Origin of the sequence: Spirosoma sp. 48-14 (genome assembly GCF_001898575.1) — a bacterium.
Classification (GTDB): domain Bacteria; phylum Bacteroidota; class Bacteroidia; order Cytophagales; family Spirosomataceae; genus Spirosoma.
In genome coordinates this window covers 295,970-310,429 of the sequence record NZ_MKUD01000001.1, presented here as the reverse complement: position 1 = coordinate 310,429, position 14,460 = coordinate 295,970, and the positions used below count along the sequence as shown (strand labels likewise).

14 protein-coding genes are annotated in these 14,460 nt (G+C 47.2%); 6 read left to right on the top strand and 8 right to left on the bottom strand.

Features of this window, described 5'->3' with window-relative positions:
- Positions 1-16: 16 nt before the first annotated feature.
- From BGO59_RS01200 to pheS, 5 genes are all read right to left on the bottom strand, one after another.
- A complete protein-coding gene (locus BGO59_RS01200) occupies positions 17-1,105 on the bottom strand; it encodes an SDR family oxidoreductase (protein WP_293679320.1) in 1,089 nt (362 codons plus the stop codon).
- 169 nt (positions 1,106-1,274) lie between these two features.
- Entirely contained in the window at positions 1,275-2,603 is a 1,329-nt protein-coding gene (locus BGO59_RS01195; RefSeq protein ID WP_293679318.1) for a DUF937 domain-containing protein, read from the bottom strand.
- Between the two features lie 151 nt (positions 2,604-2,754).
- Positions 2,755-2,949, bottom strand: a complete 195-nt coding sequence (xseB, locus tag BGO59_RS01190) for an exodeoxyribonuclease VII small subunit (protein WP_293679316.1) — start codon at positions 2,947-2,949, stop codon at positions 2,755-2,757.
- 75 nt (positions 2,950-3,024) lie between these two features.
- Complete coding sequence (locus BGO59_RS01185; RefSeq protein ID WP_293679314.1) at positions 3,025-4,227, bottom strand: exodeoxyribonuclease VII large subunit; 1,203 nt, start codon at positions 4,225-4,227, stop codon at positions 3,025-3,027.
- Between the two features lie 102 nt (positions 4,228-4,329).
- Entirely contained in the window at positions 4,330-5,388 is a 1,059-nt protein-coding gene (pheS, locus tag BGO59_RS01180) for a phenylalanine--tRNA ligase subunit alpha (protein ID WP_293679312.1), read from the bottom strand.
- Positions 5,389-5,749: 361 nt separating this feature from the next.
- Between pheS and BGO59_RS01175 the strand changes: the two genes are divergently transcribed.
- Positions 5,750-6,181, top strand: coding sequence for a LytTR family DNA-binding domain-containing protein (locus BGO59_RS01175; RefSeq protein ID WP_293679310.1), 432 nt, complete (start codon positions 5,750-5,752; stop codon positions 6,179-6,181).
- A gap of 252 nt (positions 6,182-6,433) precedes the next feature.
- Complete coding sequence (locus BGO59_RS01170; protein WP_293679308.1) at positions 6,434-6,853, top strand: LytTR family DNA-binding domain-containing protein; 420 nt, start codon at positions 6,434-6,436, stop codon at positions 6,851-6,853.
- Between the two features lie 178 nt (positions 6,854-7,031).
- Here the strand turns inward: BGO59_RS01170 and BGO59_RS01165 are convergent, their stop codons facing one another.
- Complete coding sequence (locus BGO59_RS01165; RefSeq protein ID WP_293679306.1) at positions 7,032-7,703, bottom strand: outer membrane beta-barrel protein; 672 nt, start codon at positions 7,701-7,703, stop codon at positions 7,032-7,034.
- 214 nt (positions 7,704-7,917) lie between these two features.
- On the opposite strand from BGO59_RS01165, the gene radA reads away from it, so the two are divergent.
- The gene (gene radA / locus BGO59_RS01160; protein WP_293679304.1) at positions 7,918-9,303 is read left to right on the top strand and encodes a DNA repair protein RadA; all 1,386 of its coding nucleotides are present in this window, start codon (positions 7,918-7,920) and stop codon (positions 9,301-9,303) included.
- Positions 9,304-9,460: 157 nt separating this feature from the next.
- Complete coding sequence (locus BGO59_RS01155; protein WP_293679302.1) at positions 9,461-10,339, top strand: alpha/beta hydrolase; 879 nt, start codon at positions 9,461-9,463, stop codon at positions 10,337-10,339.
- Positions 10,340-10,384: 45 nt separating this feature from the next.
- On the opposite strand, the gene BGO59_RS01150 is transcribed toward BGO59_RS01155, so the two are convergent.
- Entirely contained in the window at positions 10,385-11,317 is a 933-nt protein-coding gene (locus tag BGO59_RS01150; protein ID WP_293679300.1) for a hypothetical protein, read from the bottom strand.
- 40 nt (positions 11,318-11,357) lie between these two features.
- Positions 11,358-12,230, bottom strand: coding sequence for an AraC family transcriptional regulator (locus tag BGO59_RS01145; RefSeq protein ID WP_293679298.1), 873 nt, complete (start codon positions 12,228-12,230; stop codon positions 11,358-11,360).
- A 136-nt stretch (positions 12,231-12,366) separates the two neighbouring features.
- Between BGO59_RS01145 and BGO59_RS01140 the strand changes: the two genes are divergently transcribed.
- Both BGO59_RS01140 and BGO59_RS01135 read left to right on the top strand, forming a co-directional pair.
- The gene (locus BGO59_RS01140) at positions 12,367-13,233 is read left to right on the top strand and encodes a sugar phosphate isomerase/epimerase (protein WP_293679296.1); all 867 of its coding nucleotides are present in this window, start codon (positions 12,367-12,369) and stop codon (positions 13,231-13,233) included.
- Positions 13,234-13,296: 63 nt separating this feature from the next.
- Positions 13,297-14,406, top strand: a complete 1,110-nt coding sequence (locus tag BGO59_RS01135; RefSeq protein ID WP_293679294.1) for a Gfo/Idh/MocA family oxidoreductase — start codon at positions 13,297-13,299, stop codon at positions 14,404-14,406.
- The last annotated feature ends 54 nt before the right edge of the window (positions 14,407-14,460 follow it).

Genomic DNA, 14,460 nt, shown 5'->3' with positions numbered 1-14,460 from the left:
AGGGCCTTCTGAGTGATTATGCGTCCACTTCGTCTTCAACCAGTTCGGTTTCCCGAGCAACGACCTTTTCGGCCTTGTTCTTCGTGGATTTATAGGCGTCTACCAACGAGTCGACTACATTGTCGGTCACGGACGAGAGTGCGTCCGAAATCGTGTCGCCCCAGGATTTTGCTTTATACCGATACTTAGCCCGGTCAATAGCATTCGAGTTAGCATAAGCTACGCCCAGGGCGATGCCCGCCAGAACGGCAATGCCGAAGCCAATACCCCAAGTTGCTGCTGACGATGATTTTTCGGCCTCTTCTGGCTCAGGTTTTTGCGCCATTTTGTTTCGCATGACGGCCGCCAGGGTTTCCTGAGGGGCTACATAAGCAAGAATTTCGTACGATTTATTTTTCAAACCACCCGGAATCACTTTGTGTTTGCCAGCCATCAAAGCATCATAACCAGCCTTAGCCACCATGAGTGGGTCCTGTACTTCGTCAGTAACTTTGGTGTTATCGGCCCCCGCTTTATGGAAGAAATCCGTGTCTGTTGCATTGGGCAGGAGCGCTGTAACCGTTACGTTCGTATCCTTTAGCTCATTGATGAGCGATTGGGTGAAGTTGTATACGTACGCTTTCGTTCCGGCATATACGGCCATCATGGGGTTGGGTGTAATGGAAACGATCGAGGCCAGATTCAGAATTTTGCCGTCGTTCCGGGCCAGCATATCGTACAAAAACAACTTTGTCATCTGCGTGAGGGTAAGCACATTAAGGTGAATCATGGCTTTCTCCCGTTCCCAGTCGGTATCGGTCGCAAACAGGCCGTAGAGGCCAACACCGGCGTCGTTGACCAGTGCATCAACGGTAATACCTTTTGCCTTCACCTGATCATATACATCCTGAGCGGCATCTTCTGTCGCTAGGTCTTTGCCAATTACGGTTATGTGCTGGGTGCCATAGTTATTCTTGAAAACCTCCGCCAGCCGCTCCAGTTTTTCATCGCTACGGCCTACCAACACTAAATTATAGCCATCCTGAGCAAACAGTTTGGCAATTTCCTGACCGATACCGCTAGAGGCACCTGTAATCAGGGCGGTTTTTCCTGTTTGTGTGTTCATACCAGTTTATTAGTTAGTCACTATGGGTTATGAACTGTAGCTGAGTGAAGTTGTTTAGAGAAAACAGAGAGAAATTCATTATAGGTGTAGGTATCGTAGATAAATAAAAACGCCCTCACGCGTGTGCATGAGGGCGTTTTGCTAATAGTGATCTGGCTGAGTAGAGCCTTTATTTGACTACCACTTTTAAGTCAATTTTGCGTAGGGTGGGCTTGGGTATACCCGAAGTATCGGCCTTGGAAACACCAGTGCCACGCCCGATGGCGTCGAGTCGCATATAGTCGATACCAGCCGCCATCAATCGATGCTTGATTTCAACTACTCGTTTGAACGACAGACTTTTGTTCGTCATATTGCCTTTGGCATCGTTGGCATAGCCTACCAGTTGAACCTGGAGACTAGGATAGGTTTTCAGAAGCGTCGTCAACTCAGCAATACCAGCCTCTGAGCCAGGAGTCATTGAAAATGAACCCGGTGGGAATGTGATTGAGGTAAGTGGGAAAACACGCCCTTTGGGTAACGCGGCATTGCCCAGGTAAGGCGCTATTTTGCTGGTCAGATCGCCAGCAGTCGCTACCGTTGTGGAAGGAGCTGCTGTGGTGATGGCGGCTACCGAGGTTGATTTAGGTGGCGTTTTGGCAGATGAGTCAATCGGAACGGCCAGCGATCGGGCTACAGTATCCGTCTGAACGGTGTCGCTGGTGATAGTTGTCACGTCTTTTACCTCTTCCTGACCATCCGAGTAGCGCTGCGTATTTTGATAGAGATAGTAACCGCCAATACCGAGAGCCAAGGCGATGAGCGCTCCGACACCCCATTTTGTCAAGGTTTCATTGTCTCCATCTGATTCATCGACAGGCTCATAGCTGACGGCTGGTCGGGTAGCTGTTGCGGTTGATCGTCCCGACGACTCGGCTGCCCGTCGGGCGGGCATGGCCAGACCCGCTACGACCTGATGTAAGCCTACTTTCTCCACTAATTGCGGCATAAAATCCTCCGGCACCGCATTGACTAGTGTTTCGCGTTCGGTAAACAGGGAAGCCGCCAGCCCATCGGCATCCAGCTTCTGATCTTTAACCTGCTTGCCCAGTACATGAAGAACGAGTGATGTAATTAAACCTAACAGCGCAATAGCCGACGAATTACGGATACCGGCATAACCCGAAATCATATTGCCAATCGAACTTTTCATAGCAGGCAGTAAGTGACTGATCACGTCGTTACCCTGCATGATAAGCGTATTCGTTAAAGTTGGGTCGCGAAGAACGGTAGCCATATTTTCAGTTAGCGACCCATCAAACCGACCTTTTTGAATATGATTATAAAGCTGATTAACACCTATTTCGCTGGTGGTCCGTTTCATTAATCCCCCAACAATCGTATAAACAAGACCGTTGACAGCTTTGGTAGTTTTAGCAGGTGGTTCGTCGATGTACGTTGCTATGCGCGACAGAACATCTGAACTTAATACATTCGTTATATTGGCGAATAAATTCATATTTTCAACAGACTCAATCAGGCGGTAAGTGGGCACTTCTTCATTCATCACAACCGATCTCTGGCACAATGTACCCCTTTATTTTCACAGGGGATAAAATTAGGCAAGGTTTAGCAAAGGTTAGATACGACCTTATAATAAAAATCCTAATTTATCGCTTTGGCAGTTTTTCGATAACTTCCTGGTACTCCGTTTCTACGGCCCGAAGTCGTTCCTGGCAGAAGGTAATGAGCTCGGTAGCTAGTCGGATTTTGCCAGGTAGTTCATCCAGAGGGACTTGCTCGTTTTCAATTTCGTCGACCAAGGTTGTCAGTTGGTCGTAAGCGTCCTGATACGTCATTGTCATAGAGTTGAAAGTTATCGACTCGAAAATTGGTAGTGTGCGAGTAGATAGGTCTCGGCACTGGCTAGTTTCAGACTGCTACGGTTCCAGAACAGTAACAGTTACTATTCCATCACGCATCTGTACCTGAAGTGTTTCATCTGGTTGTACGCTAGCAGCCTGGGTAATGATTCGCCCATTGCGCAGCAGCAGTGCATAGCCACGGCGTAACACATTCGATGGATCGAGGTGGCGTAGGGTAACGGCTTTTTCGGTAAGATCGGTATGGCGTTCGCGGAAGTAGGCCTGGCTTACAAATCGTAGTCGTTCGGTTTCCCGATCCAGATTTTCCCGAGCTGTCAACATAGCCTCCCGAGCCGCAAGCCGGAGTCGTTCGCGAAGTTGCAGGCAGCTTTCTTCAAATTGTCGATTGTGTTCAATCAGGAACGCAGCTGCTTTAGTTGGCGTTTTCACACTCTGATGACAGAGTAGATCGGTGATACTCACATTGCGCTCATGCCCGATGCCTGCCAGAATGGGAATACCGAAACCCGCTACCGTATGGCCCATCAGATAGGTATCGAACGAACCAAAATCAAGCTGCGAACCTCCTCCGCGTACCATCGCAACGGCATCGTACGAAATACCACTGAGCCGGATGCGTTCCAGTTGTCCACATATGGCTCGCTCGGCACCCTGGCCCTGCACCTGTGTCAGGTATTCATCGACCACAAAGTCGTATCCAAACGGATTCTGGGCCAGTTCGTGCCGGAAGTCCCGCCATCCATCCGAATTGGGAGCCGTAATCAGGGCTATTCGCTGGATAACGGCAGGGCGTGGTAAAAGCTGATTGGCGGTGATGTAATGCCCCGCTTCGAGCCAGACCAAATCCGGGTGATTTTTGACGAGTGAGTCTAGTACGGCCTGTCGCTCCCGTTCGAGGTTTCCAAGCGTATACGACGGGTCTATTTTCAGAATTTCCAGGCGTAAGCCGTACACCGGATTAAAAGCAACGGATACAAGCAGCAGCAACTGAATATTGCGTGCGAAGGCTACTCCCGTTTCCCGTTCAAAATCACCGATGGTATGGTAATTTCGTCGCCAGATGCAGGCTTCCAGTTTGGCCACCGTTTCGCGGCTGGCGGAGTCCCGCTCTACCAGCGTCAGAAAACAATAGCCCCGATCTGGATAATTCTTGATATCGCTCGTTTCAGCGACTACCCACATCGCTTTCTGCCCAAAAGCTTCATCCAGAACAGCTTCAAGGGTAAACGCCAGATCAGAAAGACGGATGGGAGACATAAAATAATGATTGAATTGTTGAATGACAGAATGATTGAATGAATAAAAGACCTGCGCCCGTCGATTCAATCATTCAATCATTCTGTCATTCAATCATTGTAGTTAGAGTCCTTCAAATTGACGGAGGAAACGGACGTCGTTTTCGGTATAGAGTCGTAAGTCATTCACGACGTATTTTAACTGAGTGATCCGTTCGATACCCATACCGAAAGCGAAGCCTGTATATTCTTCGGGGTCGATCCCACAGTTGGCAATCACCTGCGGGTCAACCATCCCCGAACCGGCAATTTCTACCCATCCCGAATGTTTACAGATGTTACAGCCTTTACCTCCGCAGATCTGGCATGAAATGTCGATTTCGGCACTCGGTTCCGTAAAGGGGAAGTAGGATGGCCGGAACCGAATCTGCGTACCCGGCTCGAACATCTCTTTTACGAAGTGGTAGAGTGTATCTTTCAGGTCTTTGAAACCAACATTACGGTCAATGTAAATCCCTTCCACCTGGTGGAACATACAGTGCGCCCGGGCCGAAATGGTTTCGTTCCGATAAACGCGGCCAGGCATAATAGACCGAATGGGCCGAAATTCGGTACCGGATTTTTGCCGTTCCATCAGACGAATCTGAACATTGGAGGTATGCGTCCGTAATAAAACGTCGGACGAAGGGGAACCGCTCTCCGATTTCTCGATGAAGAACGTATCCTGCATATCGCGGGCAGGGTGGTTATCGGGGAAATTCAACGCCCCAAAGTTGTACCAGTCAGTTTCAATTTCAGGTCCGTCAGCCACATTAAAGCCAATTCGCTCAAAAATCTGAATGATACGCTGCCGAACCAATGTGAGCGGGTGTTGCGTGCCGGTCAGATTCGGGATGGTTGGCAGCGTCAGATCGACTGGTGGAGCACTATTGGCAGCAGTACGTTGCTCTTCTATAAGCTGGCTGAATGAATCAAAACGCTCCTGTGCCAGATTTTTTAACCCATTCAATTCCTGCCCAACAGCCCGGCGATCGGCTTGGGGAACGGTTTTCAAGTGTTCAAACAGTTCCGTTATCACGCCTTTGCGGCTGATGAACCGCATCCGAAACTGCTCTAATTGCTCTGGTGAGCTAATCGTATAGTGGTCAATCTCCTGGTAGAGGTCTTTTACTTTATCCAGCATAGGTTACTCATTTAGCCATTCGCTAGTGCAAAGGTAGGGAAAACTAAGAAGAGCAGCCCAATCTGTGAAATAAGGTCATTATTGAATTGGTTAACGTTGGCCAAATTTGGGCGTTACCAAGAAGCGGATTTGGAGTAGATTATAGATGTATTGTTGAGTAAATGGCTGTATTTGCTGATTTATAACGAGTTATAGAATTATTTTATGAATATACGTTGATTTTAGTAAGTAGGACTGATTCTTGTAGATTGATTCGACAGAGAAGGCAGGTTAACCAGTGGCGCCGATACAGATATAAAATTGGTAAGTTTCTGAATGTCAGCCTCTATATAACCATTATTAAACACCCGATCAAACAGCTATGAATGCATTCGCGAATGACTCTCTTTTTGACACAGTGTCCAGAGGTTTCCACAATAGTGTGGAAAAAATTGCCGATTCAAATTGTCTACAGAAATTACTCATTCCATTTTATGATCGGAAACGTACGGTGTCCACTGACGAAATAGTTAGGCTCGAGGGGTGTGGTAACTATACCAAGTTTTTTCTAAAAGATGGCACCAAAATGCTGGTATCGCGCACGTTAAAAGAATATGAAATTATGCTCGAAGGGCAGGCATTTGTTCGGGTACACAAATCTTGCATTGTTAACCTTGGGTTTGTTCGTAAGTTCTTCGTTAAGAAAGAAGGGGAGCTTGAACTTACAGATGGACAGCAGGTGAAAATCTCTCGTCGGCGGGCGCAAATGTTTATCGATCGAATTCGGGATTTTCAGCCCGTTGCCTTAGTTTAAGCAGGTAAGCATGGGATTTCCCGATCAATTATAGGGCAATTCACATAGGTTCCAACTACGTAGTTTTACGCAATGCTCTGAGTACATTCACTTGAATAAAATACGAGATCGGCTCGTAATAGTCTGATTTGCAAATGGTTAATCCTTTGGACGCCCCTTGTAGATCAGGCTATTTCTTTCCCAGATAGTAGCCATCAGGTAGTTTTGCTTCGTCAGTAATCACTTAGAACACGAACCAAAACACTCTCTATCATGGAAGCTAACGTATTCTCGTCCGTTCAACCAATTCCTGTTGTTCCCCATTTTCCCGCTTCATATCAGCGTAGCGCGCAACGTATTGCGTTGCCATATCTAAACCGTACCATCTTTATTTCGGTCGATGATATTCTGTGTCTCCAGGGAGAAGGTAATTATACGTTTCTCTACACGCGCGATCGGAAGCGGTTTTTAGTGTCGAAAACACTCAAAGAATTTGAGAAGACTTTGGACGCTTCCATGTTTCTTCGTATTCACAAGTCATACATCGTTAACCTCGCCTATGTGCAACGGAACATCTTCAATCGGGATCGTCAGGTTCGTTTGGCTGATGGACGCGAAGTTGCCATTTCACGTCGGCGTATGAAAGATATTTCGCAGCAGCTTGCCCAGTACTGGCACCGGCTATATAATTAAAAAGTCGAAACCATCCCTTGTCGCCCGTTTTACAGAACATATCACGAATGGTTTAAATGGATGGTGTTCGACTAAAGACTGTACGTATTTAGTGGGTTAATTGAAAAAAACAACCGTTGCTGCAAACCCGATCGGGCGGACAGCAACGGTTTGTTTTTCTATAATCTACTAGCTTCTGTTATATTATTTTGAATGCGAGCGTGATTTGCCAGGTTTTCATCCCCTGACTAAACTGGGACGAGTTGTCTTTAATCTGGGCAATTTCGGTTATATTCCCCTGGTAACGAACATCAAGTCCGAAAGAACCAATATCGAGGCCACCGCCTACCTGATAGCCATAGTATGCCTGCGACCAGGCATCGTTCAGGGTTCCGTTGGTATATTGCTTTACTGCCTGGCCTAATGACTGGTTGTCATTTATGCGGAACGAAGCCACGGGGCCAGCTACCACCCGAATAGGGCCTCCTTTAATACCTAGTAGAACAGGTACATCGAACGTGGTTGTTTTCACGGTAACGGTTTCCGTTTGCCCATTCCGAATGACGTCGAACGAACCAGCACGGGTTGAATACAAAAGCTCGGGCTGGATAAATAGATTGCTACCAATACGGGCATAAACACCGAAGGAGGTGCCAGTGCGGCTATCCAGACTCGCATTTAAATTGTTGCGGAAGGTTTGGCCATCCACACTCACACTAGGCGATCCATTCGAATTACTTCCGGTCGACACAAAGTTGCCAAAGCTAAGTTTAGAGAGGTTTACGCCCCCCTTGATACCAAATTGAAAGCCCTGAGCAAATACACAGGCGGGCAGTAGAGTCAGTGAAACGAAAAGCAGGATTTTGTTCATAGCTGGTTGTAAAATGATTGTACTGTCTGATTAACGGAAATCGGTTTATTGCGGTACAAAAAGCCAACTAATTTTGAGTGAATGGCGTTGATATTAGTAAGCAGTTATCCCTAAAATTCCCGTTGCGGGTTGGATAACTTGTTGCCGAAAAGGTTTAATCAGTTCCGATATCCAACCGCTGATTAGGCCATATTGTTTACCGTTTCTCCAAAAGATGGCTAAGTTAAAAACTACCTATTTCTGTCAGAGTTGTGGTCTTCAGTCAGCCAAATGGCTCGGACGCTGCCCCTCCTGTGGCGAATGGAATACCTTTGTTGAAGAACTCGTCCAGAAAGACGAACCCGAGAAAGGCAATTGGCGAAGCCCATCGTCGGGGCCGGGTAATATAAAAGTGGCTGCTAAGCCCAAAGCAATTCATGCCATCAACTACGAAGAGCAACCGCGTGTTCGTACGACCGATGCTGAGCTGAATCGGGTATTAGGCGGTGGCATCGTACCGGGTTCGCTGGTGCTGATTGGCGGTGAACCCGGTATTGGTAAATCGACACTCCTATTACAAATTGCCCTGAGCCTGACGGGTATGCGCGTGCTGTATGTATCGGGTGAAGAAAGCGAGCAACAGATAAAAATGCGGGCAGAGCGCTTGGATGCCCCCACCAGCGACTGCCATGTCATGTCGGAAACATCCACACAGAATATCTTTCGGGTGGTAGAGCACTTTGAGCCGGATGTGCTGATTATCGATTCCATTCAGACGATGCAGTCGTCGTTGGTTGAGTCGGGGGCGGGGAGTGTTTCGCAGGTGCGCGAATGCACGGCTGAACTGATGAAGTATGCCAAAGAAAGTGCTGTGCCGGTGTTTATGATTGGCCACATTACCAAAGAAGGTTCGCTGGCTGGGCCTAAAGTACTGGAACACATGGTCGATACGGTACTGACGTTCGAAGGAGACCGCCATACAACGTACCGAATTTTGCGAACTACTAAAAACCGCTTTGGCAGCACCGATGAACTGGGTATTTACGAAATGCTCGGTACGGGACTTCGTCAGGTAACCAACCCGTCTGAAATTCTGATTTCACAGCGTGATGAAGCCTTGAGTGGCGTGACCATCGGCTCCATGCTGGAGGGAAATCGGCCATTAATGATCGAAACCCAGGCTCTGGTGAGTGTAGCAACCTATGGCACTCCGCAACGGAGTAGTACAGGGTTCGATGCCAAACGACTCAACATGCTCCTGGCTGTTCTGGAAAAGCGCGGAGGTTTCCGGCTGGGTCAGCAGGATGTGTTTTTGAATATTGCGGGTGGGTTGCGCGTCGAAGATCCAGCCATCGATTTAGCCGTTTGTGCAGCAGTTGTATCAAGCTACGAAGATATTGCCATTTCACCCTCGGTTGCGTTTGCGGCCGAAGTCGGCCTGGGTGGAGAAGTACGTGCTGTCAGCCGGATTGAATCGCGCATTGCCGAAGCCGAGAAGTTGGGCTTCAAGAAAATATTTATTTCCAAATACAACATGAAAGGGCTCGATACAAAAGACTATAAAATCAATGTTAAGCCTGTATCTCGGCTTGATGAGGTTTTTCAGGGCGTACTGTTGTAGATCTGTTAGTGTACCTGTTGGTATGGATAGGTTCATGGCCACTGGATAAGGTGTTGCTGAAAATCGATTGAACAAAAATCCGAGACAAACTATTCTTCGTAGCTGTAGTTAGTTCTCTAGTTAATTAATCGATAAACTCAACAAATTTGATTACGTTATGAGCTACATCAAAGCAGGTACGGATTCGTCCGGCAATGACGTTAAACTTTTCTATCAGGATTTAGGGTCTGGAACTCCAGTGGTGTTAATCCACGGCTGGCCATTAGGCCACGAAATGTGGGACTATCAGTTGGCCGAACTACCTGCTCATGGCATAAGGGTGGTCGCTTACGACCGTCGCGGCTTTGGTAAATCGTCGCAACCCTGGGATGGGTATGATTACGATACAATGGCCGACGATCTGAAGGCGGTTCTCGATGAATTAGATCTGAAAAATGTGACCCTCGTTGGCTTTTCGATGGGTGGGGGCGAAGTAGCTCGTTATATGAGTCGGCATGGTGGAGCACGCGTGGCAAAAGTCGCATTTGTAAGTGCCGTAACACCTTATTTGCTGAAAACAGATGACAATCCGGATGGGGTAGATCAGAGTGTATTTGACGAAATTCTGGATGGTCTACAAAAAGATCGGGCCGATTTCCTGCAAACCTTCGGTAAACAGTTTTATGGGGTCAATCTGATTAGCAAGCCCGTTAGTCAGGCTCATCTGGATGGTGATTTTGCCAGGGCTTATGTAGCCTCGCAGCGGGCTACGGTCGAATGTGCAAAGGCGTTTGCCATGACTGATTTCCGGGACGATCTGGCTCAGATTCAAGTACCGGCTCTGGTTATTCATGGCGACTCGGATAAGACGGTACCCATTGAAGCTTCGGGCGAGCGAACAGCGAATGCACTGCCTACGGCTCAGTATATTGTCTATGATGGTGCCCCACACGGCATATTTATGACCGAAAAAGATCGGTTGAATGAAGATTTAATCTCCTTTATTCTGGAAGGCGTCAACGTACGGCAATCAGCTGACGCTTCGGCTGCCTATTAAGCTTTATACATTGTATAGATTTCTCAAATGGGTGCATCCTACGGGTTATGCACCCATTTCTTTTTTGATCTTTTGTACGAAGGAATTGGAAGTATCGGTCAACTGGGCGATTTCGGCTACCGAGAATTGGGTTTGAGTGAGCAGATTTAAAATAATTAGCCGCTTCCCCTGCTTTTTACCTTCTTCTAACCCCTGCTCCAGTCCCGCCTTTTTCCCTTGCTCCAACCCTTCCTTTTTCCCTTGCTCCAACCCTGCTTTTTTGCCACTTTCAAGACCGAGCGTAAAGCCAAGGCGCTGGCCTTTCTGGAAAAATGGATCCTCTTGTTCTTTAAAATACTGTGTTAACTTTTCCATAACTAGCTCTAAATTGGGTTGTAATTTACGAAGTTGCACTAAAACCCGCAATTGGCTTATGTATCGCTCAAATGCAAGCGAGCCAGTTGTCGTTTCGTAAATTCGATTGACCATCTGTTCCAGAATAACCTGGGGTGATTGCGCATCGAAATCGGCTAATAATGCAAATAGAATCTCTTCTGGTTTATCAGAATTCAAAAACAGTTTATACGAATACTGCTGGAATGACAGTAAATGATACCGAAAAACGGAGTCTCCGGTGTTTAGTTCTGAGGCCATTTTAGGTAGTTTACTGCCCATATATAGTACATATTGTCGAATGGGAAGCCGATAAGCACGCGCCAACATGACACAATAGTCGCCCATGCGGTAGATCATATCCGGGTCATCTGCTACCTGAAACTCCAGGTGAAGCACGAATATGTTTCCATTACGGTCGCGAATGCGCTTGAGCGCATCAGGCTTACGTTCTTTTGTATGTTGTAGATCGTCAGGTAATTCGACGGATTCAATGGGGTGAATATCTAATAGCCGTTCAATCAGCGCTGGGATCGCTGCTTCTAAATTTTCCTTCACAATTTTGTCGTATTGACTGATGGAAGGCGATTTGTAGCGAGACTTCATAGGCTCGCAAAGTAGCAAAAAAAGCTATAATGACTACTAATTAGAGGTCTCGGTAGGTTCTCACATACGACGAAGGGGTTTGGCCTGTAATAAACTTGAATTGTCGGTTGAAATTAGAGAGGGTTCTAAATCCACTCTCGAAGCTGATTTGTGTAATGTTCAGCTTCCCGGCCATAAGCAATTTACAGGCATGGCCGATCCGAACCTCGGAGACAAATTCAGAAAAGGTTTTGTTGGCACGGGCTTTAAAATAGCGACAGAACGCTGGAGGTGTCATACCAGCCAGATCGGATACTGTATCCAGACTGATTTCGTCCGGGAAATGATCCAGAACATAATCGTGGACTAGTTGCATTCGGTCTGTTTCGGATGGTTTTACGGTATTCGTGTAGCCTGAGCTTGTCAGAAATCGGTGGTCGGTCGCCTGCGACAATCGATTGAGCAACGTCAACAGACTTAATATACGCTCAAAGCCTACACCCTGTGCCGCCAGATTACGAAGAGCCATCTCAGCGTAAGAGCGGGTTGGACCCGTCCACTCAAGACCCTGCCGGGCATTGTTGAGTAACTGACGCAGCAGATTCATCTCCTGCTTTTTTAAAAAATCACTTCCCAGAAAATCATCGGCAAAATAGACGACAATTCCTTTTGTGATGAGGTCGGATTGCTTGCTGAAATAAACCTGATCGCTACGCCAGAGGTGTGGTAAGTTGGGCCCCAGAAAAACCAGATCGCCAGGGCCAAATGGTTTAATTGAATCGCCTATAAATCGGGTGCCAGTACCCTCCTCGACCAGAAATAACTGATAATGTGGATGAAAATGCCAGTTCGGGTCGAAATGAGATTCTACCAGTTCTTTAACGATGAATGAAGCCGCAACGGGTTCCAGGTCTTTGCGTAGGGGCTGTTTCATGGCATTGTTCCTTTTTTAACACAAATGTTGCCCATTTTTTCTGATTTATGTAAAAATAAAGTCATAATTGGCTAATAAAAGCGGAGATAAACGGTTCAGTACTGAATAGATTTGTGTAAATTTTTACAGACCAAATATGAATAAGCTAGGAATGAACTTGTTTGTCTGGACAATGACCATGGACGAAGATTTGTCCGATACGCTGTCATTCCTGAAAACGAGTGGGTTTGATTTTGTCGAGATTCCGATCAATGATGTCAACCTGGAAAAGTGGCAGCGATTAGGGGAGCAACTAGCCGAGTTGGGTTTAGGTGTTCAGGCGTGTACACTTTGTAGTTCAGAATTCAGTCTCATCAGTCCTAATGATGCTGTTCGTCAGGCCGGTGTTGCATACCTGAAGCAAATTGTCGATTGTACAGCCGCTGTAGGGGCCACTATTTTGATGGGACCATTTTATGCTGGCTTTAAAACCTTTACGGGTAAGCCCGCGACCCAGCAAGAATGGAACTGGTCGGTAGAAGGTATGCGTGAGGTGGCCAAGTATGCTCAAACCAAAGGGGTAATGCTGGCTATGGAATACCTGAATCGCTTTGAGACGTATCTGCTGACCTGTGCCGACGAGCTTGTTCGTTACGTTGAAGACGTCAATCATCCCAATTGCAAGGCGGCTTTCGATACATTCCATGCCAATATGGAGGAGAAAAACATTGGTGATGCCTTACGTAAATGCGCTCCTTATCTGGTGCATATTCAGATTTCGGAAAACGATCGCTCCACACCGGGCCGGGGACATATTAATTTCACTGACGTATTTAACGTGCTTGACGAAGTGGGGTACGAAGGGCCAATTGCCATCGAAGCGTTTGGGCCGAATCCACCTGAACTCGCAGCCGCCACGCATATTTTCCGGCCCATGTTCGACTCACCTGAGCAATTGGCCGTTGATGGACTAAAATTTTTAAAGAGCGAAAGAATGAAAGAACGAAAGAGCCTTCCTGTCTGAACGGCCTTTTACTCCGAATTCTTTACTTCGCTCTTTCACTCTTTCATTCTTTCGCTCTTTAAAATGATTAACATCGCCATTGTGGGCCTGGGATTTGGGGCCGAATTTATTCCAATTTATCAGCGGCATCCGAACGCCAATATGTACGCTATTTGTCAGCGTAACGTCGAAAGTCTGAACAAGATTGGCGACGCGTATGGCATTGAGAAACGCTATAGTAGTTTTGATGAATTGCTGGCCGATCCGGCTGTCGATGCTGTACACATCAACTCACCTATTCCGAATCATGCCGAACAAAGCCTGAAAGCCTTACGAGCCGGTAAGCACGTTGCCTGTACAGTGCCAATGGCGACAAGCGTTGAGGACTGTATGGAGATCGTGAAGGCTACCAAAGAGTCGGGTAAGAAATACATGATGATGGAAACGGTGGTGTATAGCCGCGAGTTCCTGTTTGTCAAGGAGCTGTATGAAAAAGGCGAGCTGGGGAAAGTTCAGTTTCTGAAAGCCAGCCACCAACAGGACATGGACGGTTGGCCGGATTACTGGCCTGGTTTGCCACCGATGCACTATGCTACGCACTGTGTAGGGCCTGTAGCTGGTTTGCTTAAGCTGGAGGCTGAATATGTATCCTGTTTTGGATCGGGCACGATTCGGGAAGAGCTGGCCAAAATTCATAACTCGCCCTTTGCGGTCGAATCGGCGCATATTAAATTTAAAGACAGCGACTTATCAGCTTACGTCTATCGGTCGTTATTTGATGTAGCGCGGCAGTACCGGGAAAGTTTTGAAGTATATGGCGATAAGAAGTCGTTTGAATGGCAGTTAATCGAGGACGAACTTCCTGTGATTCATACCGCCAAAAAACCGGAACCGGAGATTCCCGAGAAAGTAACGGTGCCCGATTATGCACATTACTTGCCCGAACCTATCCAGCGATTTACGACCAAAGGCGTTTACGATGCCGATGAGCAGCAACACCTGTCGTTTACGCAGGGAGGTGGTCATGGCGGATCGCACCCGCATATGGTGCATGAGTTTGTATCGGCCATTATTGAAGACCGCGATCCATTCCCCAACGCGGCTCAGTCGGCTAACTGGACCAGCGTGGGAATTTTGGCGCATGAGTCGGCGCTACAGGGTGGCAAGCTCATTCAACTGCCTGATTTCAACTAAATGAATAATGTAGAATGAATAATGTAGAATGGAAAATATAGGGGAAATCCTTCT

Excerpts from the sequence above, each read along its gene's own strand:
- BGO59_RS01145 (WP_293679298.1), bottom strand. The coding sequence starts at position 12,230 with ATGAAACAGCCCCTACGCAAAGACCTGGAACCCGTTGCGGCTTCATTC.
- BGO59_RS01155 (WP_293679302.1), top strand. The coding sequence starts at position 9,461 with ATGAGCTACATCAAAGCAGGTACGGATTCGTCCGGCAATGACGTTAAA.
- BGO59_RS01200 (WP_293679320.1), bottom strand. The coding sequence starts at position 1,105 with ATGAACACACAAACAGGAAAAACCGCCCTGATTACAGGTGCCTCTAGC.
- xseB (WP_293679316.1), bottom strand. The coding sequence starts at position 2,949 with ATGACAATGACGTATCAGGACGCTTACGACCAACTGACAACCTTGGTC.
- pheS (WP_293679312.1), bottom strand. The coding sequence starts at position 5,388 with ATGCTGGATAAAGTAAAAGACCTCTACCAGGAGATTGACCACTATACG.
- BGO59_RS01165 (WP_293679306.1), bottom strand. The coding sequence starts at position 7,703 with ATGAACAAAATCCTGCTTTTCGTTTCACTGACTCTACTGCCCGCCTGT.
- BGO59_RS01195 (WP_293679318.1), bottom strand. The coding sequence starts at position 2,603 with ATGAATTTATTCGCCAATATAACGAATGTATTAAGTTCAGATGTTCTG.
- BGO59_RS01135 (WP_293679294.1), top strand. The coding sequence starts at position 13,297 with ATGATTAACATCGCCATTGTGGGCCTGGGATTTGGGGCCGAATTTATT.
- BGO59_RS01170 (WP_293679308.1), top strand. The coding sequence starts at position 6,434 with ATGGAAGCTAACGTATTCTCGTCCGTTCAACCAATTCCTGTTGTTCCC.
- BGO59_RS01185 (WP_293679314.1), bottom strand. The coding sequence starts at position 4,227 with ATGTCTCCCATCCGTCTTTCTGATCTGGCGTTTACCCTTGAAGCTGTT.
- radA (WP_293679304.1), top strand. The coding sequence starts at position 7,918 with ATGGCTAAGTTAAAAACTACCTATTTCTGTCAGAGTTGTGGTCTTCAG.
- BGO59_RS01140 (WP_293679296.1), top strand. The coding sequence starts at position 12,367 with ATGAATAAGCTAGGAATGAACTTGTTTGTCTGGACAATGACCATGGAC.
- BGO59_RS01150 (WP_293679300.1), bottom strand. The coding sequence starts at position 11,317 with ATGAAGTCTCGCTACAAATCGCCTTCCATCAGTCAATACGACAAAATT.
- BGO59_RS01175 (WP_293679310.1), top strand. The coding sequence starts at position 5,750 with ATGAATGCATTCGCGAATGACTCTCTTTTTGACACAGTGTCCAGAGGT.